15 protein-coding genes are annotated in these 22,228 nt (G+C 52.5%); 10 read left to right on the top strand and 5 right to left on the bottom strand.

Going from position 1 to position 22,228, the window contains the following annotated elements; all coding sequences use genetic code 11:
• The first annotated feature begins 96 nt into the window (after window positions 1-96).
• The 3 genes from der (at window position 97) to C9J03_RS15715 (ending at window position 3,293) form a co-directional block, all read left to right on the top strand.
• Window positions 97-1,605, top strand: coding sequence for a ribosome biogenesis GTPase Der (gene der / locus C9J03_RS15705; protein WP_044624087.1), 1,509 nt, complete (start codon window positions 97-99; stop codon window positions 1,603-1,605).
• A 184-nt stretch (window positions 1,606-1,789) separates the two neighbouring features.
• Window positions 1,790-2,665 (top strand): alanyl-tRNA editing protein, encoded by an 876-nt coding sequence (locus tag C9J03_RS15710; RefSeq protein WP_107291728.1) that lies wholly within the window; start codon window positions 1,790-1,792, stop codon window positions 2,663-2,665.
• Window positions 2,666-3,068: 403 nt separating this feature from the next.
• Window positions 3,069-3,293, top strand: a complete 225-nt coding sequence (locus C9J03_RS15715) for a zinc ribbon domain-containing protein (RefSeq protein ID WP_082060708.1) — start codon at window positions 3,069-3,071, stop codon at window positions 3,291-3,293.
• Window positions 3,294-3,377: 84 nt separating this feature from the next.
• Here C9J03_RS15715 and xseA read toward each other — a convergent pair whose 3' ends face one another.
• On the bottom strand, window positions 3,378-4,739 hold the full coding sequence (xseA, locus tag C9J03_RS15720; protein WP_044624084.1) for an exodeoxyribonuclease VII large subunit: 1,362 nt from the start codon (window positions 4,737-4,739) through the stop codon (window positions 3,378-3,380).
• Window positions 4,740-5,009: 270 nt separating this feature from the next.
• On the opposite strand from xseA, the gene guaB reads away from it, so the two are divergent.
• The 4 genes from guaB to C9J03_RS15740 all read left to right on the top strand — a co-directional run bounded on the left by guaB (window position 5,010) and on the right by C9J03_RS15740 (window position 12,088).
• Window positions 5,010-6,473 carry an IMP dehydrogenase gene (gene guaB, locus C9J03_RS15725; RefSeq protein WP_039459756.1) on the top strand — a complete coding sequence of 488 codons (1,464 nt, stop codon included), beginning with the start codon at window positions 5,010-5,012 and terminating at the stop codon, window positions 6,471-6,473.
• Window positions 6,474-6,587: 114 nt separating this feature from the next.
• Window positions 6,588-8,171, top strand: a complete 1,584-nt coding sequence (gene guaA, locus C9J03_RS15730) for a glutamine-hydrolyzing GMP synthase (RefSeq protein ID WP_039459754.1) — start codon at window positions 6,588-6,590, stop codon at window positions 8,169-8,171.
• 401 nt (window positions 8,172-8,572) lie between these two features.
• A complete protein-coding gene (locus C9J03_RS15735) occupies window positions 8,573-10,132 on the top strand; it encodes an AbgT family transporter (protein WP_039459752.1) in 1,560 nt (519 codons plus the stop codon).
• 399 nt (window positions 10,133-10,531) lie between these two features.
• Window positions 10,532-12,088 (top strand): AbgT family transporter, encoded by a 1,557-nt coding sequence (locus tag C9J03_RS15740; RefSeq protein ID WP_039459750.1) that lies wholly within the window; start codon window positions 10,532-10,534, stop codon window positions 12,086-12,088.
• 79 nt (window positions 12,089-12,167) lie between these two features.
• Here the strand turns inward: C9J03_RS15740 and fghA are convergent, their stop codons facing one another.
• Both fghA and C9J03_RS15750 read right to left on the bottom strand, forming a co-directional pair.
• Complete coding sequence (fghA, locus tag C9J03_RS15745; protein ID WP_044624083.1) at window positions 12,168-13,010, bottom strand: S-formylglutathione hydrolase; 843 nt, start codon at window positions 13,008-13,010, stop codon at window positions 12,168-12,170.
• Window positions 13,011-13,066: 56 nt separating this feature from the next.
• Window positions 13,067-14,197, bottom strand: a complete 1,131-nt coding sequence (locus C9J03_RS15750; protein WP_044624082.1) for an S-(hydroxymethyl)glutathione dehydrogenase/class III alcohol dehydrogenase — start codon at window positions 14,195-14,197, stop codon at window positions 13,067-13,069.
• A 213-nt stretch (window positions 14,198-14,410) separates the two neighbouring features.
• Between C9J03_RS15750 and C9J03_RS15755 the strand changes: the two genes are divergently transcribed.
• Together C9J03_RS15755 and tadA are read left to right on the top strand one after the other, a co-directional pair.
• Window positions 14,411-15,280 carry a LysR substrate-binding domain-containing protein gene (locus tag C9J03_RS15755; RefSeq protein WP_044624081.1) on the top strand — a complete coding sequence of 290 codons (870 nt, stop codon included), beginning with the start codon at window positions 14,411-14,413 and terminating at the stop codon, window positions 15,278-15,280.
• A 103-nt stretch (window positions 15,281-15,383) separates the two neighbouring features.
• Complete coding sequence (gene tadA, locus C9J03_RS15760) at window positions 15,384-15,944, top strand: tRNA adenosine(34) deaminase TadA (RefSeq protein WP_170109016.1); 561 nt, start codon at window positions 15,384-15,386, stop codon at window positions 15,942-15,944.
• A 34-nt stretch (window positions 15,945-15,978) separates the two neighbouring features.
• Here tadA and C9J03_RS26750 read toward each other — a convergent pair whose 3' ends face one another.
• Window positions 15,979-16,128 carry a hypothetical protein gene (locus C9J03_RS26750; protein WP_156149949.1) on the bottom strand — a complete coding sequence of 50 codons (150 nt, stop codon included), beginning with the start codon at window positions 16,126-16,128 and terminating at the stop codon, window positions 15,979-15,981.
• A 167-nt stretch (window positions 16,129-16,295) separates the two neighbouring features.
• Complete coding sequence (gene mltF, locus C9J03_RS15765; RefSeq protein ID WP_082060668.1) at window positions 16,296-17,825, bottom strand: membrane-bound lytic murein transglycosylase MltF; 1,530 nt, start codon at window positions 17,823-17,825, stop codon at window positions 16,296-16,298.
• Between the two features lie 381 nt (window positions 17,826-18,206).
• On the opposite strand from mltF, the gene purL reads away from it, so the two are divergent.
• Complete coding sequence (gene purL / locus C9J03_RS15770) at window positions 18,207-22,103, top strand: phosphoribosylformylglycinamidine synthase (protein WP_044624080.1); 3,897 nt, start codon at window positions 18,207-18,209, stop codon at window positions 22,101-22,103.
• Window positions 22,104-22,228 lie beyond the last annotated feature (125 nt).

Raw genomic sequence — 22,228 nt, forward strand, 5'->3', positions numbered from 1 at the left:
TATTATTGTCGGATGAAGGTGTGGGCTTTGGGCCTGGCTGGAGGCAAGAATGAATGGAAAATATGTCATTAAGACTATGAAAAGTAAGAGGTACTTATGATTCCTGTTGTTGCCCTTGTCGGGCGCCCAAACGTGGGTAAATCGACGTTATTCAACCGTCTTACCCGCACAAGGGATGCGCTGGTAGCTGACTTTCCTGGCCTAACAAGGGATCGTAAATACGGTAAGGCTGAGCTCGAAGAACACGAATTCATTGTGATTGATACCGGCGGTATCGACGGGACTGAAGAAGGCGTCGAAACCAAAATGGCCGAGCAGTCACTGGCAGCGATCGAAGAGGCGGACGTTGTGCTGTTCCTTGTTGACGGTCGTGCTGGACTGACATCGTCAGACGAAGCGATTGCTAAGCACCTGCGTAGCCGCGAAAAACCCACCTTCCTGGTGGTGAACAAGATCGATGGTATCGATGCAGACAGTGCCTGTGCTGAGTTCTGGAAGCTGGGCATGGATGGTATGTACCAGATCGCTGCAGCACAGAACCGTGGTGTGACAGCACTGATGGAACGTGCGCTAGCGCCGTTTGCTGACAACTTGAAAGCTGCGGCTCAAGAAGACAGTGACGAAGTGCACATCGAAGATCTCACATCGGTAGAAGATATCGAGAAAGCCAACCTGTCTGAGGCGGATGCGGAAGCAGCATATAAGCGCTTGCAGGAGCAGCCGATCAAGCTGGCGATCATTGGCCGTCCGAATGTTGGAAAGTCGACCCTGACTAACCGTATTCTGGGCGAAGAGCGTGTGGTGGTCTACGATATGCCGGGTACGACCCGTGACTCTATCTATATTCCGATGGAGCGCGAAGGCCAGGAGTATGTGCTGATTGATACGGCGGGTATCCGCCGCCGTAAGAACATGCACGAAGCGGTTGAGAAGTTCTCGGTGATCCAGACCCTGAAGGCTGTTGAAGATGCCAACGTGGTGCTGCTGGTTATCGATGCGCGTGAAAACATCTCGGATCAGGATCTGAGCCTGCTTGGCTTTGCCCTGAATGCGGGTCGTTCACTGGTGATTGCCGTTAACAAATGGGACGGTCTGGATAATGAAGTCAAAGAGCGCGTGAAGTCCGAGTTGGACCGCCGCCTGGGCTTTGTTGATTTCGCCCGTATTCACTTTATCTCGGCACTGCACGGCACTGGTGTGGGCCACCTGTACGAATCGGTTCAGGAAGCCTACCAGTCGGCGACCAAGCGTATCAGCACCTCGATGCTGACCCGTATCATGCAGATGGCGCAGGACGACCACCAGCCGCCGATGATCCGTGGTCGTCGCGTGAAGCTCAAGTATGCCCACGCCGGTGGTTACAACCCGCCGATTATTGTTGTCCACGGTAACCTGGTGAACGAGCTGCCGGGTTCGTACAAGCGCTACCTGATGAACTACTACCGTAAGTCACTGGAAATGATGGGGACACCGATCCGTATCCAGTTCCAGAGCAGCGATAACCCGTTCGAGGGCAAGAAGCAGAAGCTGACGGTTTCCCAGGAGCGTCAGCGCAAGCGTCTGGCAACGGCACTGAAAAACCGTGATCGCGACAGTGATAGCTAATTGATGCTGAAATAGCGAATAAGACAAACCCGGCCACTTGGCCGGGTTTTTTGTTTAAGGTTAGACACCAAGCATCAGAATACTCGGAGTTGTAATGACTGAGAGTGTTTGTCATCGGTTTAACCAGTCGAAAGGTAGAATTTTTGTTATTATCGATTCTTCTCCGAGCAGTAAGGATATCCCCATAGTGATCAGTGCGACTCAGGTTCTTTTCCCAGAACGTATTTACCAGTGCGAAGCCAGCATTCAATTGATGACCGACCACCCGGAACAAGGGTGTTATGTGGTTACCGACCAAACGCCTTTTCACCCAGTCAGCCATATCTGGCCCGATCACCCAGCGGATCGCGGCTCATTGATCCACCAAGGGAAGCCGTATGATGTAGTGGGGTGCCATGTCGGTGCCGTAGAGCAGGTAAGTGGCCAGTTATATGTTGGCGCAGACATTCCAGTGAAACGCGATACGCCGGGATGGGGGTTCGTGGTTGTCCACCAACTGGCTCAAGGCCTGGACTGCCAGCCGGGCAGCGAAGTGATCTTGAGTGTCGATGAGCAATACCAGCTGGCATTGAGCCGGGGTCACAGTGGCGGCCACTTATCCTCGCTGGCGTTGAATAAAGTCTTGCACCATGGTTATTGGCGTAAAGACGCTTCCCGCAAGGATGAGCTCGGACATTATGATTTCCACAGCTATGCGCAGACTGAAAGCCGGGTAACGCAAGACTGCAGCACCGACACATACCGGATCGGAAAAACCTTGCGTAAACGCGGTCTCAATGCGGCCGATATGCTGGCGGCATTGCCTGCCATCACCGAGCAGATCAACCAGCAGCTGGCGCAATGGTGTGAGGCGGGTTATGCGGTGGAAATGCGCCGCGAAGGGCCGGCACTTACCGATTCCCGTTATTGGCGCTGTGATCTGCAGGAAGGCGAGGTGGTCGAAATACCTTGCGGTGGCACCCATGTCCGCTCGCTAGCTGAATATGCGATGCTGCGGGTCGAGTTCCGAGTGGCCAGCGAGCAGGAACTGGTGATGCTGACGCACAGCCAGCCGGCTTGATCTGTGGCATGACAGCGCAATGAAGCCGCCTTTTGGTGGCTTTTTTTATATATATCAGGATGTTATTTTCGATTTGCGAATGTGCGCGGCAAGCGGGTGATCCTTTGTTGTTGTTTTTAAAATATTCTGGATCATCTGTATATTGACGGAAAGCAATAGTTTTATATATCGTTTAAAATTGAAAAACAGAATATGTAACTTATGCTTTCGGGAAGTGTATTGATAAATATTCTTTTGATAGCAGATCGCTGATCACCGTGGCTTTTATCGTTGATCAACAGATCGAAGTACATTCTGGGCGCGCAATCTAAACTAGTATGGGATATCGGATGGGAGGCAGGATCTTGAGGCGCAGCAGGGAAAGTTGGATTATGATGGGGTCAGTTGGATTGAGGGTAAGCATATGAGCCAGAATATTTGTCCGAACTGTAGCCTTGAGCTTGAGTGGCAGGATGGGAAATACCATTGCGAAAGCTGTAGCACAGCATTTATCAAGAAGGCTTTTTGCCCAGACTGCGAAGCTGAGCTGGAAAAGCTTCAGGCATGCGGGGCCGCGAGCTATTTTTGCAATAGCTGCAATGAATTGAAGTCTAAGTCTCGGGTTAGAATTCAGTTCGATAAGGCTTGAGGCGGTCCCGGGGCCACTCCTTTGCCACTGAGATGAAAATGCCGCCCAGTATATGTGACAGGGCGGCATTTTTGTGTTGGTAACTTAGTACTGCGCTGGTTCGGATACCACCGAGTGGATCTCGCCGTCGGCGAGGGTTGTTCGGATGCATTCGCCTTGCTTGACTTGCTCGGTACTGCGAATGACCTGTCCCTTCTGGTTGCGGGTGATCGAGTAACCACGGCCTAGGGTGGCCAGTGGACTGACGGTCTCCAGTTTTTCCGCGGCCATGGCTAGCTTATGGCTGGCATTGAGCAGGCGGCGATCCATCCCGTCCTGTAATCGCTGCTGGAGGCGCTCGAGCCGGTTCTGCTGCGCTTGGACGATCTGTGCCGGTGAGTTGAGTGCCAGTTTGTAGCTGTTGCGATCAATGTGCTGCTGGTGGCGGCTCAGGCGTTGTCTCATTGCCAGCTCCAGCTTGCCTGCCAATTCGTCCAGCTGCTGCTGTTGCTGGTTGAGGCGTACCTGCGGGTGCTGGCGATCAAGACGGTGTTGCAGTCTGATTGTCTGTGCTTGCTTACCCGAAAGGTAATGACGCATGGCATGCCGGAGCTGCTGTACTTTCTGGTTGATCTTCTGAGTCTGGAAACCCATGTCACGGCTGATCAGCTCTGCGGCTGCCGAAGGGGTCGGGGCACGGACATCGGCGACGAAATCCGCAATCGTGACATCCACCTCGTGGCCGACCGCGCTGACAATCGGGATCTGGCTGGCGGCAATGGTCCTTGCTACGATTTCCTCATTGAAAGCCCACAGATCTTCCAGCGAGCCGCCACCGCGTCCGACAATCAGCACGTCGCATTCACGGCGGGCATTGGCACGGCCAATGGCCTGGGCTATCGAAATGGCTGCGCCTTCCCCTTGGACGATGGTCGGGTAAATGATCACCGGCAGGCTAGGGTCTCGTCGCTGCAGGACATGGAGGATATCGTGCAGGGCGGCACCGGTTTTCGATGTGATAATCCCGACTCGCTGTGGCTGCTCCGGTAGCGGCTGCTTGAGTGACTGGGCAAACAGGCCCTCGGCCGCCAGGTTCATCTTCAGCTGCTCGAACTGCTGCTGCAGGCGGCCGTCGCCTTCTGGCTGCATGCTTTCGATGATCAACTGGTAGTCACCGCGCGGTTCGTAAAGCGACAAGCGGGCTTTGACCAACACCTGGGTCCCGTTGGCGGGTTTGAAGGTCACACGGCGGTTGCTGCCTTTGAACATGGCACATTTGACCTGGGCCCGAGAGTCCTTGAGGGTGAAATACCAATGGCCGGAAACGGGCATGGAGAGATTCGATAGTTCACCGACCAGCCATACCACACCCATCTCGTTTTCAAGGATCAAGCGGACTTGGGCATTGAGGCTGGAAACAGTGTAGATACGGTCATTGGTCTGGTTCTGTTGAGTAAATAACGTCACGAGACAAGATACCTGTATTGGAAGGCTGATGGTGTGCGGTAGACCGGGGCCAGGATGTGGTGAAAAGAGCCTGGGCAGATCTATGGACAGATCTTGGTCGCAATATGCTGACCGCAGCACCGGATACTTAACCGATATATACTACACATCAAGACAAAATTGTCAATAAAAAAATTAAAAAAAAGTCTAGCCAATCGATTGCATCCTCCGTATAATTCGTCCGCAATATTTTATCCTTCTTTAACCCTTTACTTGGTGTGAGATATTGCAATGTTACGAATCAAACAAGAAGCTTTGACTTTCGATGATGTCCTGCTGGTTCCAGCCCATTCTACTGTACTGCCTAACACTGCCGATCTGCGCACCCGCCTGACGAAAGACATTACGCTGAACATCCCTATGGTGTCTGCGTCAATGGATACCGTGACAGAAGGTCGCCTGGCAATTGCCCTTGCTCAGGAAGGCGGCATTGGTTTCATTCACAAAAACATGTCCATTGAGCAGCAAGCCAATGAAGTTCGCATGGTGAAAAAATTCGAAGCCGGTGTGGTGTCTGAGCCTGTAACGGTGAAGCCTGACAACACGATTGAAGACGTGAAGCGCCTGACTATCGAAAACGGCTTTGCCGGTTACCCGGTTGTTTCTGACAGCAACGAGCTTGTGGGTATTATTACTGGCCGCGACGTTCGTTTTGTTACTGACCTTTCCCTTAAGGTTGAAGAAGTGATGACGCCAAAAGACAAGTTGGCGTCGGCCAAAGAAGGCGCATCACGTGAGGAAGTTGAAGCTATCATGCAGCAGTACCGCGTTGAAAAAGTACTGCTGGTTAACGATGACTTCCAGCTTCGCGGTATGATCACCGCAAAAGACTTCCAGAAAGCAGAGCGTAAGCCGAACGCCTGTAAAGATGAGCGCGGTCGTCTGCGTGTCGGTGCTGCGGTTGGTGCTGGCGCCGGTAACGAAGAGCGTGTTGCTGCCCTGGTTGAAGCAGGCGTTGACGTTCTGCTTATCGACTCATCACACGGTCATTCTGAAGGCGTGCTAGCACGTATCCGTGAAACCCGTGCTGCTTTCCCTGAGCTACCAATCGTTGGTGGTAACGTGGCAACGGCTGAAGGTGCTCGCGCGCTTATCGAAGCAGGCGTTAGTGCGGTGAAAGTGGGTATCGGCCCTGGCTCTATCTGTACTACCCGTATCGTAACCGGTGTTGGTGTTCCTCAGGTTACCGCGATTGCTGATGCAGTTGCTGTTGCAGATCAGTACGGTATTCCAGTTATTGCTGATGGCGGTATCCGTTTCTCTGGCGACATGTGTAAAGCGATTGCTGCTGGTGCCTCTTGTGTGATGGTTGGTTCAATGTTTGCTGGTACTGAAGAAGCACCGGGTGAAGTTGAGCTGTACCAAGGCCGTGCCTACAAATCATACCGTGGCATGGGTTCACTGGGCGCCATGTCTAAAGGTTCTTCTGACCGTTACTTCCAGACAGACAACGCGGCTGACAAGCTGGTACCGGAAGGTATCGAAGGCCGCGTCGCTTACAAAGGCCACATGAAAGAGATCGTTCACCAGCAAATGGGCGGCCTGCGTTCAAGCATGGGCCTAACGGGCTCGGCGACTATCGAAGAGCTGCGTACCAAAGCGGAATTTGTGCGCATTTCAGGTGCCGGTTTGAATGAGTCACACGTTCACGATGTGACCATCACCAAAGAAGCACCTAACTACCGCTTGGGTTAATTTTCATCAGCTGCACTAGCACCTGACGAAAACGTTTGCCTAAACGCGAAACTTGTATAAGATCGGGGGCGTTTTTATGCCCCCACCTTCCAATTATTTTTTGAGACAGCTCGAATGACCACGACCACAAATATTCATGACCAGCGTATCCTGATCCTGGACTTTGGTTCTCAGTACACCCAGCTTATTGCACGTCGTATCCGTGAAATTGGTGTTTACTGTGAGCTATGGAGCTGGGACGTTGATGAAGCGGATATTCGCGATTTCAACCCTAACGGCATCATCCTTTCTGGTGGCCCGGAAAGTGTGACTGAAGAAGGTTCACCTCGCGCGCCGCAGTATGTGTTCGAAGCCGGTGTGCCTGTATTCGGTGTTTGCTACGGTATGCAGACAATGGCCGAGCAGCTTGGTGGTAAAGTTGCTGGCTCGACAGAGCGTGAGTTTGGTTATGCTCAGGTGAAAGTGGTTGAGCCAACGGATTTCTTCAAGAATATCGAAGATGCGATTGCCGATGACGGCAAAGCCCTACTAGACGTATGGATGAGCCACGGTGACAAAGTGGTAGAGATCCCGTCTGATTTCGTGAAGGTTGCTGAAACCGAGACCTGTCCTTACGCGGCCATGGCCAACGAAGAGAAGCACTTCTACGGCGTGCAGTTCCACCCAGAAGTGACGCACACTCGCCAGGGTATGCGTATCATCGAGAACTTCGTTTTGAACATCTGTGGCTGTGAGAAGCTATGGACATCTGCCAACATCATCGACGATGCGGTTGCCCGTATCAAAGAGCAAGTGGGTGACGATGAAGTGATCCTTGGTCTATCTGGCGGTGTTGACTCGTCAGTTGTTGCCATGCTTATCCACCGTGCGATCGGCGACCGACTAACGTGTGTGTTCGTCGACAACGGCCTACTTCGCCTGAATGAAGGTGAGCAGGTAATGGAAATGTTCGGCGACCACTTCGGTCTGAACATTGTTCATGTTAAAGCAGAAGATCGTTTCCTTGATGCCCTTGCGGGTGAAGCGGAGCCTGAAGCTAAGCGTAAGATCATCGGCCACGTGTTTGTTGATGTATTCGACGAAGAATCGAAGAAGCTATCAAATGCCAAGTGGCTGGCACAGGGGACTATCTACCCGGATGTGATCGAATCAGCTGCCTCCAAGACCGGTAAGGCGCACGTTATCAAGTCTCACCACAACGTAGGTGGTCTGCCTGACGACATGGAAATGGGTCTGGTTGAGCCGCTAAAAGAGCTGTTCAAAGATGAAGTTCGTAAGATTGGCCTTGAGCTTGGCCTGCCTTACAACATGCTTTACCGCCACCCGTTCCCAGGTCCAGGCCTAGGTGTACGTGTACTGGGCGAAGTGAAGAAAGAGTACTGTGATTTGCTTCGTCGTGCTGATGCTATCTTCATCGAAGAGCTGCACAAAGCGGATCTGTACCACAAGGTATCTCAGGCATTCACGGTGTTCCTCCCGGTTCGCTCTGTAGGTGTAATGGGTGATGGCCGTAAATATGACTGGGTTGTATCACTGCGTGCGGTAGAGACTATCGACTTTATGACAGCGCATTGGGCACACCTGCCATATGACTTCCTGGGTAAAGTTTCCAACCGTATTATCAACGAGGTAGACGGCATTTCTCGTGTTGTTTACGACGTATCTGGCAAGCCACCAGCAACGATCGAGTGGGAATAACCGCTCAAAGGCAAACCTAGTACGGCTAGATTGGTTAAGAAGAAGCACCCGTGGGTGCTTCTTTTTTTTGGCTAAACTGTAGTCATGCCGGGGGAGCTATTGACGGTTTGTGAGGCTGCCTAAGGATGGGGGAGAGACATCGTTTATATAGATGAAAGTATTGTTGTGCTCTAGGGGCGGGCTTGTAATGTGCTTGTTAGTATAATGTTTTTCATTAATATTTCATTACAATATGCTATTGTGAATATTTCTGAATGTATGGTGAATCGTGCGTATTTAATTGAACTTTTCATTACAATTCACCGCAAGCTTTTTCTTTATGCAGAAAAAACGGATTGACGGCGATACAACGACAATCTAACGCCGCAAATTTACAACATCACTAAGACCATGGAGTTCCCATGAGCAATCAAGCTGTCAATAAGACGCCTAATGAGTCGCCGAGCGCGATGAATAAGTTTCTTAACTTTATTGAGCGAACAGGTAACAAGATCCCGGATCCTGCTTTGCTTTTCTTCTGGGGACTGATCCTGGTATGGGTTCTGTCTGCAGTTTTCTCTCAGTTCGAATTTGGTTTAATTCACCCGGTTTCTGGCCAAGCAGTAGAAGTTAACAACTTGCTGACTGGCGAAGCCTTTGCAAACTTCCTTGCGACAATGGTGAAAAACTTCACTGGCTTTGCACCTCTGGGTATTGTTCTGGTAGCAATGCTGGGTGTTGGTGTTGCAGAAGCATCAGGCTTCATCAACACTGGCCTTAAGAAGATGCTGAATGTTACACCAGCTAAATTCATCACACCTGTGCTGATCCTGGTTGCTATCGTATCGCACACTGCTGCTGATGCGGGCTACGTTCTGGTTATCCCACTAGGTGGTATCATCTTCCACGCCGCAGGCCGTCACCCACTAGCGGGTATTGCTGCTGCATTCGCGGGTGTATCAGGTGGTTTTGCTGCGAACTTCATCCCTTCAGGTATCGACCCTCTATTGGCAGGCTTCACACAGGAAGCGGCACAAATCCTTGACCCTGAATATGTTGTTAACCCGCTTTCGAACCTATTCTTCACAGGTCTGTCTTCGCTACTGATTGTTGCGATCGGCTGGTACATCACTGACCGTGTTATCGAGCCGCGCCTGTCTCAGACGCCTATCGATGAAGATGCTGAAGAAGCCCCTGACATGGGCTCATTCACCGAGCTTGAAAGTAAGGCTTTCTCGCGCGCGGGTTGGGCAATGATGGCGGGTATCGCGGTGCTATTCCTGGCACTGATCCCTGAGACTTCGCCACTGCGTTCTCCTACGGGTGAAATCACGGCGTTCAATGCACCTGTCATGCAGTCTATCGTACCGCTGATCTTCATCCTGTTCGTGATCCCGGGTGTGGTATACGGCCGTATCGCCGGTACCTTCAAAGCGAGCGATGACGTGATCAAGTCAATGTCGGCGACGATGAGCAGCATGGGTAGCTTCATGGTAATGGCATTCTTCATCGCGCAGTTCCTGGTTGCCTTTACCCAGTCAAACCTAGGTACACTGCTGGCGCTTTCTGGTGCACAGCTTCTGCAGGCAATGAACCTACCGGGTCAGGTAACTATCGTTGGTATGATCCTGCTGACGGCTTTCGTTAACCTGCTGGTTGGCTCAGCATCTGCGAAGTGGGCCCTGATCGGTCCAATCATGGTACCGATGCTAATGGCTGTGGGTATTTCTCCTGAGCTGACTCAGGCGGCTTACCGTGTTGGTGACTCTGTATCTAACATCATTTCTCCAATGATGGTGTTCTTCCCGCTGGTTGTTGTCTACATGCAGCGTTACGTGAAGAGCTCAGGTATCGGTTCTCTGGCTTCGATGATGATGCCGTACTCAATTGCCATGCTGATTGGCTGGACAGTGTTCCTACTGATTTACTGGGCAATCGGTATCCCACTAGGTATCCAGGCACCATACACTTACACCATGTAAGTTCAGAAGTATCCTGAAAAAACAAAGCCCCGCACTGCGGGGTTTTTTTATGCCTTCAGGGTAACCTCCGTCATGCTTTATCGGAATGTTATGTTGTTGAAATGTAGGCGTGTATTGTCGGTGTCAATAATTCAGTGTCGAGTGATTGTTAATCCTGATTTTGTTGTATTGTTTGAAATTTAATTTTGCAAAATTTAAATCCTGTACTAATGCAATAGTACGGTTTGAGTTGTTGCTTAACCTGAGCTGAACGGGTTTTTGTTCTGGGTTTTGTGTATATGATGGTTTTTTGATTTGAATTGGTGCCGATTTAGTGGTTTTACTCAAATGAAATGATTTGTTAGCTTTCTTTGAAAGCACAACATTAAAACTCAATCGGTGTATTAAGGAAGTACGATTATGAGTGAGACCATTTCTAGCCCGCCTTCGCAGAAAGGCATCATCGCGTTCATTGAGCGTGCCGGTAAAAAAATCCCTGATCCTGTGATCATTTTCATGTCGCTGTTTGTATTCTGTCTGGCGCTAACTGCTGTCATCGGCGGCTTGCAGTTTGAGATCACGGGGGCAGATGGTGGTGCCGTCACCCACAGCATTAAAAACATGATGGCGACGGAAAACGTCCGCTGGATGTTTGATAATGCGTTGCTGACAAACTGGCTATCGTTTGGCGGTGGTGTGCTGGGCGTGATCCTGATTGTGATGCTGGGGGTCGGAATTGCCGAAAATTCGGGGTTGTTGTCGGCCGTTATTAAGAAAGTCGGCCTGCGTATCAATGAACGCTACCTGCCACTGTTGGTGATCTTCCTGGGTATCATGAGCTCGATTGCAACGGATGCCGGCTACTTGATCCTGATCCCGCTTGCCGGTCTGCTTTACGCGGGGCTGGGCAAGAACCCATTGATCGGTATGGCGGCAGCGTTCGCCGGTGTGTCGGCGGGTTTCAGTGCCAACTTGATCCCGGCTACGCCAGTTGACGTCATCCTGGGTGCCAACGCACGGATCTTTGCGGAGTCTCAGGGGATCCCATTTGAAACCGCGGCAGGCGAAGCCATTAACCCGGCAACCATGCACTACTTCTTCATTTTCACCTCGACCTTTATCCTTGCGGGTCTAGGTGCTTGGGTAACAAGCCGCTTTGTTGCTCCGCGCCTTGAGAAAATGTCGTACCAACTGCCGGAAGATCTGAACCTGAATGACTTCCAGGTTTCGGATTCAGAGAACAAAGGCCTGCGTGCCGCTGGTCTAGGCCTTATTATTGCATTGGCTGCAGTGGTGGGTTTGGCAATGGGCCCGTTGGCGACCTACACCAATGAGGCCGGACGCGAGGTAACGCCGTACTTAGACAATGTGATCTTGTTGATTGCGATGGTGTTTGCGGTTGTTGGTATCTTCTTCGGTGTGGCCACTGGCAAGTTCAAATCACTGCAGGATGTAGTGAAGGCGATGGTTACGCAGATGAACACCATGGGGTACATCCTGGTATTGACGTTCTTCTGCTATAACTTCCTGGCACTGCTTGGCTTCTCTGGCCTAGGTACGTATGTGACTTACCTGGGGGCGACGTTCCTGAGCGCACTTGGTCTGCAGCAGTTCCCAATTCTGTTGATCATCGGCTTTATTCTGACCACGGCGGTTATCAACCTGTTCGTCGGTGGCCTGACGTCGAAGTGGATGCTGCTTGGTCCTATCTTCGTGCCGATGTTGTACCAAGTAAACCCGAACATGACCCCGGATCTTGTGACGGCGGCCTACCGCGTCGCGGACTCTTCGACCAACATCATCACACCGATGATGAGCTATGCGGGGGTCATCCTGGCCTTCATGCGTAAGTACAAGCCAGAGCTGTCGTTCGGTGATGTGATTGCCATGATGGTACCTTACTCGGTGGCTTTCCTGACGGTATGGACGTCGGTGCTGGTTGCTTTCTTTGCTTTCAATATCCCTCTGGGTTTTTAATTGAGTCTGCAGACAGTAATCGTCCGATAAAACGAACCCCGCGCAAGCGGGGTTTTTTTATCCGTGCCCGAAGGCTGGTTTACAGCAGGTACTGGGCATGGAAGCGCAGGTGATCATCGATAAAGCTAGCGATGAAATAGTAGCTGTGGTCATAACCTTCCTGCATCCGGAGTTCAAGCGGGTAGTCGACGCTCTGGGCGGCGGCAGCGAGTGAATCCGGCTTTAGTTGCTCGTCAAGGAAGTTGTCCTGATCGCCTTGGTCAACGAGGGCTGGCACCGGTTGCTGGTTGTGCTTGAGCAACTCGGTGGTGTCGTATTGCAGCCAGTTGGTGCGATCGTCACCGAGGTAACCACGCAGGGCTTTTTCGCCCCACGGGCAATTAACCGGATTGCTGATCGGGCTGAAAGCGGAGACCGAGCTGTAGCGTGATGGGTTGCGCAGGGCAATCATCAGTGCACCGTGGCCGCCCATAGAATGGCCGCTGATCGCCCGTTTATCGCTGACTGGAAAGTGCGCCTCGATCAGGGCTGGCAACTCGTTGACCACATAATCGTACATCTGATAATGGCGGTTCCACGGGGCCTGGGTGGCATTGACATAAAAGCCAGCACCGAGGCCGAAGTCGTAGGCCCCTTCTGGATCGTCCGGTACTCCTTCGCCGCGCGGGCTGGTATCCGGTGCCACGATGGCAATGCCGAGCTCCGCCGCTAGGCGCTGAGCGCCGGCTTTTTGCATGAAGTTCTCATCGGTACAGGTCAAGCCTGACAACCAGTACAGCACCGGCACTTTAGTACCTTGGGCAATGTGCGGCGGGAGAAAAATGGCGAAGCGCATGTCACAGTTCAGCACCGAAGAGTGGTGGGTATATTGCTTGTGCCAGCCCCCAAAGCTTTTGTTCCAGCTTGTGTTTTCGATAGTCATTAGATTCTCATACTCTCTAGGGTAACTGGGCTCCCGAAGGAGCCCAGCGCTTTGCATTATTTGTTGTAGTGAATGACAGAGCGGATGCTCTTGCCTTCGTGCATCAGGTCGAAAGCGTCGTTGATGTCATCCAGGCCCATGGTGTGGGTGATAAAGTCATCAAGCTTGAACTCGCCAGCCATGTAACGTTCAACAATTTCAGGCAGTTCAGAGCGGCCTTTGACACCACCGAATGCCGAGCCTCGCCATACACGGCCTGTCACTAGTTGGAACGGGCGGGTGGAGATTTCCTGGCCAGCGCCGGCAACACCGATGATCACCGATTCGCCCCAGCCTTTGTGGCAGCACTCAAGGGCGGAACGCATGACGTTAACGTTACCGATACACTCGAACGAGAAGTCGACGCCGCCATCGGTCATTTCCACAATGACTTCTTGGATAGGCTTGTCGTAGTCATTCGGATTGATGCAGTCGGTTGCACCTAATTCTTTGGCCAGAGCATATTTGCTCTCGTTGATATCGACACCGATAATGCGGCTGGCACCAGCCATAGTCGCGCCGATGATGGCTGACAGGCCAATCCCGCCAAGGCCGAATACGGCAACCGTATCCCCCTTTTGTACTTTGGCGGTTTTCAGTACCGCCCCCATACCGGTTGTTACGCCGCAGCCGAGTAGGCAAACTTCTTCCAGTGGCGCTTCTTTGTTCACCTTCGCCAGGGAGATTTCAGGCAGTACGGTGTATTCCGAGAACGTCGAGCAGCCCATGTAGTGGTAGATTGGCTGGCCATCTTTGTAGAAACGGGTGGTGCCGTCAGGCATCAGGCCTTTGCCTTGGGTTTCGCGGATTTTCTGGCACAGGTTGGTTTTGCCTGATTTACAGAACTTACATTCGCCACATTCCGGGGTGTAAAGCGGGATAACATGGTCACCGACTTCTACGCTGGTCACCCCTTCACCCACCATTTCAACAATACCGCCACCTTCATGGCCAAGAATTGCCGGGAAGATCCCTTCCGGATCATCGCCTGACAGGGTGAAGGCATCGGTGTGGCAGACACCGGTGGCAATGATGCGTACCAATACTTCGCCTTTTTTCGGCAGCATGACATCCACTTCTTCGACAGAAAGTGGTTGGTTCGGACCCCAGGCGATAGCTGCTTTGGATTTGATAAATTGTTCAGACATTGTATTTCTCTCTCATTATCGGTCGGCCGATTGCTTCACTGGCCAGTATTGGTTCCTGCTGTAGCTTTAACAGTAGGTGAGATTTTTAACGGCGGTGCAGAGATTGTCTGCACTGCCGTTTCGTTTTGATGGGCTTAGTATATTCATTTCTATTTGGTTGATAATCACCCTATAATGCAAATAACTTTTTCTAGTGTGTAACAATGGTGGGATATGTTTTTGTGGGAAGGAGTCAGTGAATTTGTCGCAGTGGCGGAAGCCGAAAGTTTTACCGCGGCATCCAAGCAGTTGGGAATTTCCACCGCGCAAGTGAGTCGCCAGATCAGTGCATTGGAAAATCGGCTCAATACCAAGCTGTTTTACCGCACTACCCGCAAGGTCTCGCTGACTGAGGAAGGGGCGATTTATTACCAGCATTGCCGCCGCTTGATGGATGGACTGCAAGAAGCCGAGCGGGCGATCAGCGATCGGCGCGATACCCCTCAGGGTAACCTGAAGTTGACGGCACCGGTGACCTATGGCGAGCAGTACATTATGCCGTTGGTCATAGACTTCATGTTGCAGTATCCCGAGGTCGAGGTGACGATGAATTTGACCAACCAGACCGTGGATCTGGTCGAGGGCGGGTATGATTTGGCGATCCGCCTTGGCAAGCTCAGCAGCTCGACCATGATGGCCAAGCGCTTGGCCAGCCGTACCCAGTTTGTCTGTGCGTCGCCGGGGTATTTGGAAAAGTTCGGGGTACCCCACTCGCTGTCAGAGCTTCGCCACCATAATTGCCTTGTGGGCAACTATGATCACTGGCGCTTCCAGGAGGCAGGCAAAGAGCGCAGTGTTAGGATCGATGGCACTCTGCGTTGTGCCAGCGGCCATGCCCTGCGTGATGCGGCCTTGAAAGGGCTGGGCCTGATCCAGTTGCCTGACTATTACATTATTGATGATCTGGAGAGGGGCGATCTGGTCACCGTGTTGGATACTTTCCGTGAGCCGGAGGAGGGGATCTGGGCGCTGTATCCCCATAATCGCCACCTCTCCCCCAAGGTACGCCTGCTGGTGGACTTTCTTGCCAAATCCTTGTCATAGTGCCGTTGATACGGGCCAGGACGGTAGGGGACGCAGCAAACCTCGCATCCGGTGGGTATTTGGGTATAATCAGCGGCCTCAAGCAACAGAGAGAATATGTTCTATGACCGAGCCATCGATGTCAGAGCTAGCGAGGGCAGAAGCCATCCAGGAATACAACGACGAAGAGTTCATGCGCCGTGCCATGGAGCTTGCCGCCCGTGCCGAGGCGGATGGTGAAGTGCCGGTCGGTGCCGTTGTGGTTTATCAGGGACGGGTGGTCGGTGAAGGCTGGAACCGCTCGATCACCCAGCATGATGCCACCGCTCACGCCGAGATCATGGCACTGCGCCAGGCTGGCCAGGTATTGCAGAACTATCGCCTGATCGACGCCACTTTGTATGTTACCTTGGAGCCATGCCCGATGTGCGCCGGTGCGATGGTCCACAGCCGGATCGGCAAAGTGGTCTTTGGGGCCCACGATCTGAAAACCGGGGCGGCTGGCAGCATCATGAACTTGCTGAGTTACGAGCAGGTCAATCACCATGTGGCTATCGAGTCAGGGGTATTGGCCGAGGAGTGCCGTGCCCAGCTACAGGCTTTTTTCAAACGCCGCCGGGCGGAGAAAAAGGCTGAGAAGAAAGCCCGCCAGCAAGCCTTGCAGGCAGCAGACAAACCTTCCTAATTCTTTCCTATCACACTTTCATGGCCAGCAGGGATCAGATCCCTGCGGTACTGTGGATGACGTAGCTGCGCTGGCGCCATAGGATTTTCTTGCGGATGTTGGCGTTGAGCCGCTTGCGGCGGGTGGCAGCAGATGCCATCCGCTTGCGCATGTTGCTGATCGTTTTTTTCTTCGAAAAGTGCATTGAGCCTCCTCCATTAGAACTGCTCTGGGGCGAAGCATATAACATTAGTATCTCTGATCTCTCCCATTTATCTAACGACAATGGTCACGCTTTGCGATCATTATTTTCAGCGTGGGACATCAAACTGTGAGCAATCTCACCCCGGCTAGGCCGGGGTGAGAGGGAGGTTAATTGCTGGCGGTTTTGCCTGGCGCAGCCACATCCTGTGTAGCAGGAGCTTCCTCACCCGGCGGAAGTTGCTGGGCCAGGGGTTGGGAGGTTGGCGTAATGGTGTGCAGCCCATCAATCAGCTCGATGTCTTCGAGCTGCGGCTCCTGACTGTGGGTTTGCTCGTAACCGATGATGCTCTGGTAGTAGCGGCGGATATTTTCTACATAATGCAGAGCTTCATCACCACGGGCATAGCCATAACGGGTTTGCTTGTAGTATTTGCGCTGGCGGAGCAGCGGCAGGCGTTGCTTCACATCGCTCCAGGCATCGGGGTTGCCGCCTTGTGATTGGGTCAGGCGGCGGGCATCCATCATGTGACCGAAGCCGACATTGTAGGAGGCCAGGGCAAACCACACTTTCTCGTGCTCTTCGATACTGTCAGGGATCCGGTTGATCATCTTGCGCAGGTAATCGGTACCACCACGGATGCTCTGCTCCGGATCCAGGCGGTTCTGTACCCCGACAGAGCGGGCCGTCGGTAGGGTTAGCATCATCATCCCGCGTACCCCGGTTGGTGAGACCGCGCGAGGGTTCCAGTGTGACTCCTGATAGGACAGGGCGGCAATCAGACGCCAGTCAAACTCGTTGGCGTACTGCTTGAAGAGGTCTTTCCATTTAGGCAGCTTGCTTTCAACCGCACGCAGGAAGGCACGGGTATCGACATAATCGAATTTGTCGACATGGCCGAGGTATTTCTCTTCCAGCTTGGCTAGTTCACCGCTTTGCTGGATTTCACCGAAGAATTCGATCAGCAGCGCATAGAGGCTGTCATCGTTATTCTGGTTGACGAACCAGGCGATCGGTTCATCCTCGGTCAGCTCCAGTGCCGTGGTGACATCCGGCAGGATACGCTGGTTCAGGGCAATATCGACGGAGTCTGCCAGGGTATAGTCAAGCTCGCCCTCGGCCACCTGGCGTAGCAGCTCGTCGCTGTCGATTTCTTCCAGTGACTGCCATTCAAGGCTTGGGTGCGCCAGCTTGAGGGCCTGCAAGGTCTTTTCATGGCTGGAGCCTTTGACCACGGCCAGCGTCCCTTTGTTTTCGGCCAAGTCTTCAATGCTGCGCGGGCGCCACTGGCCTTTTTTGTAGACCACTTTCTGGCTGGCATAATAATAAGCCGGCGCGGCACGAAACTGGGCCAGGCGCTCATCGGTCATGGTCAGGCCGGCGGCAAGGATATCCACATCGCCGCGCTCAAGACCGGGAAACAGGCCCGAGAGGGTGAACATGGCTTTCATTTCCAGTTTCACGCCAAGTCGGTCGGCAAAGCGGCGGGCCAGCTCGTAATCCAAACCGGTTGGGCCTTCATTACCGATATAGTAGGAGAGCTGGTTATTGAGCGTGCCGACCCGTAGGACACCTTCTTCCCGGATCCGTTCTAATTCCGTACCGGGCTTTTCTTGCCACAGGCAGCCATTGAGAACAAACAGACTCAATAGTAAGGCAATGAATTGTCTAAAACTTGGATTCGGGCGAAGAATGCTCAACGAGTTATGCTCTTGGTAAAATCAGGACGTCCTTTATACCAAAGCTCGCCCGATCCGCAAAATAATCACATTCGTTTGGTGCCTCGTTTGTGGCAGAAAAAAGCACTTCTTAAATCTGAAATCGTAAAAAAATGTGTGAAAAGCAGACGCTGTGACAGATATCCCACTGGTTTTTGGTGCTGATTGAAAAAAAAACACGCAAACGGTTGCGTCAGGTGTTACGTCACAAAAAAAATTCCCTTATACTACGCCCCATCCTGAGCTGCTCGCCTCAAACAGGTCATGGCAAGCGAGGTGGCATTGACGTAATTGTCCCGGTATCGCCCCGGGGGTTAGGCCAATATCACCTTCATTCAACTGCTAATCGAGAGACGTACGCACATGGAAATTTTGCGTGGTTCACCCGCACTGTCTGAGTTTCGCGTTAATAAGCTACTAGAGCGTTGCCGCGAATTGGATCTGCCTGTGTCAGGTATTTATGCTGAGTTCATGCACTTTGCAGACTTGTCTGCGCCATTGAGTGCGGACGAGCAAGAAAAGCTGGCAAGCTTGCTGACTTACGGCCCTACGATTGCAGAGCATGAGCCGTCTGGCCTACTGCTGCTGGTTACCCCGCGTCCGGGAACAATCTCCCCATGGTCATCGAAGTCCACCGATATCGCCCACAACTGTGCCCTGGGCCAGGTTAAGCGTCTTGAGCGTGGTACGGCTTACTATATCGAAGCTTCAGCCGAGCTGTCTGCTGAGCAAATCACCGAACTGAAAGGCCTGATCCACGACCGCATGATGGAAGTGGTGTTCACTGAACTTGATTCGGCTGCTGCCCTGTTCCAAGTGGCAGAGCCTGCTCCTGTTGCGGATGTTGACCTACTGTCAGGCGGCCGCAAGGCGCTTGAAGAGGCAAACGTTACCCTGGGTCTTGCGCTGGCGGAAGATGAAATTGACTACCTCGTAGACAGCTTCGTCAACAAGCTAGAGCGTAATCCGACTGATATCGAGTTAATGATGTTTGCCCAGGCGAACTCGGAGCACTGCCGCCATAAGATTTTCAACGCAGATTGGACAATCGACGGCGTTAAGCAGGAAAAATCCCTGTTCAAGATGATCAAAAACACGTTCGAAACGACACCTGACCATGTCCTGTCTGCGTATAAAGATAACGCAGCAGTAATGACGGGCTCTAAAGTCGGTCGTTTCTTCCCTGATCCTGAGACTCGCCAGTACAACTACCACAACGAAGATGCGCACATCCTGATGAAGGTTGAGACGCACAACCACCCAACGGCTATTTCACCTTGGCCGGGTGCTTCAACCGGTTCTGGCGGTGAAATCCGTGACGAAGGCGCAACAGGTATCGGTGGTAAGCCAAAAGCTGGCCTGGTGGGCTTCACTACTTCTAACCTGCGCATCCCTGGCTTTGAGCAGCCATGGGAAACAGACTTCGGCAAGCCAGGCCGGATTGTTAACGCCCTAGATATCATGCTGGAAGGCCCACTGGGTGGCGCGGCGTTCAATAACGAATTTGGTCGTCCAAACCTACTTGGTTACTTCCGTACTTACGAAGAAAAAGTGACTTCACACGCTGGTGAAGAAGTACGTGGTTACCACAAGCCAATTATGATTGCCGGTGGTATGGGTAACATCCGGGACGAGCACGTTCAAAAGAAAGAGATCCCTGTGGGTGCCAAGCTTATCGTGCTGGGTGGTCCTGCGATGAACATCGGCCTGGGTGGCGGTGCGGCTTCTTCCATGGCCTCTGGCCAGTCGGCAGAAGATCTGGACTTCGCGTCTGTACAGCGTGAGAATCCAGAAATGGAGCGTCGCTGTCAGGAAGTGATCGACCGCTGCTGGCAGCTAGGCGATGCTAACCCTATTGCCTTTATCCACGATGTAGGCGCAGGCGGTATTTCTAATGCACTGCCAGAGCTTGTAGACGATGGTGAGCGTGGTGGTATCTTCCAGCTACGTGATGTGCCAAACGATGAGCCGGGTATGAGCCCACTTGAGATCTGGTGTAACGAATCGCAAGAACGTTACGTGATGGCCGTTGCGTCAGAGAACATGGCAGCATTTGATGCTATCTGTAAGCGTGAGCGTGCACCTTACGCAGTCGTTGGTGAAGCAACAGAAAAGCGCGAGCTGAAACTGGAAGATTCACACTTCGACAACACGCCAATCGATATGCCGATGGATATCCTGCTTGGCAAAACGCCGAAGATGCACCGCGATGCGAAAACATTGAAAGTTGATAGCCCTGCGATCACCCGTGACGGCATCGAAATCAATGAAGCGGCTGACCGCGTTCTTCGCCTGCCTACGGTTGCTGAGAAGACGTTCCTGATCACTATCGGTGACCGCACGGTGACAGGCCTTGTGGCGCGTGATCAGATGGTTGGTCCATGGCAGGTGCCTGTGGCTAACTGCGCGGTAACCGCAGCAAGCTACGATTCTTACCATGGTGAAGCCATGTCGATGGGTGAGCGCACGCCCGTTGCCCTCCTAGACTTTGGTGCCTCTGCCCGTCTAGCGGTGGGTGAGTCCCTAACTAACATTGCCGGTACTGACATCGGTGATATCAAGCGCATTAAACTGTCTGCTAACTGGATGTCTCCAGCCGGTCACCCAGGTGAAGATGCTGGCCTATATGAAGCCGTTAAAGCGGTCGGTGAAGAGCTTTGTCCGGCGCTTGGCCTGACTATCCCTGTCGGTAAAGACTCGATGTCGATGAAGACCAAGTGGGAAGAGAATGGCGAAAACAAAGAAGTCACTTCTCCGCTGTCTCTTATCATTACAGCATTTGGCCGTGTGGAAGACGTGCGCAAGACAGTCACGCCTCAGCTTCGCACTGACAAAGGCGAGACTTCACTGCTTCTTGTTGACCTAGGTAACGGTAAGAACCGCCTGGGGGCAACGGCTCTGGCTCAGGTTTACAAGCAGCTGGGTGATAAGCCGGCTGACGTAGACAACGCAGAGCAGCTAAAAGGTTTCTTCGATGCGATGCAAACTCTTGTTCGTGATGACAAGCTGGTGGCTTACCACGACAAGGGTGACGGTGGTCTGTTCGTGACACTGGCAGAGATGGCGTTTGCCGGTCACTGTGGCGTGAAAGCAGAGGTTGCTGGCCTAGGTGATGATGCACTGGCTGCACTATTTAACGAAGAGCTAGGTGCGGTTGTTCAGGTGAAGAACGACGACCTTGAAGCGGTTAAAGCGGTACTGGCCGCAAATGGCCTAGAAGCTTGCTCGCATGTTATCGGTAGCGTTGAAGCTTCTGACAGCATTGTTATCACTGCAGGCGATGCGGTTGTCCTTGAGCGCTCTCGCACCGAGCTTCGTACTATCTGGGCTGAAACCACGCATAAGATGCAGGGCCTTCGTGATAACCCAGCCTGTGCTGACCAAGAGTTCGAAGCGAAGAAAGACAATACTGACCCAGGCCTTAACACCAAGCTGAGCTTCGACATTAACGAAGACGTAGCGGCACCGTACATTGCTAAGGGTGCCAAGCCGAAGATGGCTATTCTGCGTGAGCAGGGTGTTAACTCTCACGTTGAAATGGCGGCTGCTTTTGACCGCGCCGGCTTTGAAGCAACCGATATCCACATGAGTGATATCCTGACCGGTCAGGCGGTACTGGACGAGTACCACGGCCTAGTGGCTTGTGGTGGTTTCTCTTACGGTGACGTACTGGGTGCCGGTGAAGGTTGGGCGAAGTCTATCCTGTTCAATGGCCAGGCTCGCGAGCAGTTCCAGAGCTTCTTCAACCGTGACAACACCTTTTCGCTAGGTGTGTGTAACGGCTGTCAGATGCTGTCGAACCTGAAAGAGCTGATCCCGGGTGCTGACCTATGGCCGCGTTTCGTGCGTAACGAATCTGAGCGTTTTGAAGCGCGCTTCAGCCTGGTTGAAGTACAGAAGTCTGATTCTGTGTTCTTCAGTGGTATGGAAGGCTCGCGCATGCCAATCGCGGTATCGCACGGTGAAGGTCGTGTTGAAGTTCGTGATGCTGACCACCTGGCAGCGATTGAAGCATCTGGTACGGTTGCGGTACGTTACGTGGACAACCACGGTAACCCAACCCAGCAGTACCCGAACAACCCGAACGGTTCACCGAACGCTATCACTGGCCTGACAACGCAAGATGGTCGTGTGACTATCATGATGCCTCACCCAGAGCGTGTGTTCCGTACCGTGGCGAACTCTTGGCATCCGGATGACTGGAGCGAGAACAGCCCGTGGATGCGCATGTTCCGCAATGCCCGCGTGAATATCGGCTAATAAGCTAATCACTTAATATTGATGAAAAAAACCGCTCCCAGTGAGCGGTTTTTTATTATCGGTATCATTTTTGGGAAATAAAAGTAGCAACAAATGCAAGACTATGATTAAGCTGAAGTTATCCA

The sequence above is a fragment of the Photobacterium gaetbulicola genome (genome assembly GCF_003025515.1).
In the GTDB taxonomy this organism is placed as follows: Bacteria; Pseudomonadota; Gammaproteobacteria; order Enterobacterales; family Vibrionaceae; genus Photobacterium; species Photobacterium gaetbulicola.

Bases quoted from the DNA above. Each gene is read 5' to 3' on its own strand.
- der (WP_044624087.1), top strand. From the start codon at position 97: ATGATTCCTGTTGTTGCCCTTGTCGGGCGCCCAAACGTGGGTAAATCG.
- C9J03_RS15715 (WP_082060708.1), top strand. From the start codon at position 3,069: ATGAGCCAGAATATTTGTCCGAACTGTAGCCTTGAGCTTGAGTGGCAG.
- guaB (WP_039459756.1), top strand. From the start codon at position 5,010: ATGTTACGAATCAAACAAGAAGCTTTGACTTTCGATGATGTCCTGCTG.
- guaA (WP_039459754.1), top strand. From the start codon at position 6,588: ATGACCACGACCACAAATATTCATGACCAGCGTATCCTGATCCTGGAC.
- C9J03_RS15735 (WP_039459752.1), top strand. From the start codon at position 8,573: ATGAGCAATCAAGCTGTCAATAAGACGCCTAATGAGTCGCCGAGCGCG.
- C9J03_RS15740 (WP_039459750.1), top strand. From the start codon at position 10,532: ATGAGTGAGACCATTTCTAGCCCGCCTTCGCAGAAAGGCATCATCGCG.
- fghA (WP_044624083.1), bottom strand. From the start codon at position 13,010: ATGACTATCGAAAACACAAGCTGGAACAAAAGCTTTGGGGGCTGGCAC.
- C9J03_RS15750 (WP_044624082.1), bottom strand. From the start codon at position 14,197: ATGTCTGAACAATTTATCAAATCCAAAGCAGCTATCGCCTGGGGTCCG.
- C9J03_RS15755 (WP_044624081.1), top strand. From the start codon at position 14,411: ATGTTTTTGTGGGAAGGAGTCAGTGAATTTGTCGCAGTGGCGGAAGCC.
- tadA (WP_170109016.1), top strand. From the start codon at position 15,384: ATGACCGAGCCATCGATGTCAGAGCTAGCGAGGGCAGAAGCCATCCAG.
- C9J03_RS26750 (WP_156149949.1), bottom strand. From the start codon at position 16,128: ATGCACTTTTCGAAGAAAAAAACGATCAGCAACATGCGCAAGCGGATG.
- purL (WP_044624080.1), top strand. From the start codon at position 18,207: ATGGAAATTTTGCGTGGTTCACCCGCACTGTCTGAGTTTCGCGTTAAT.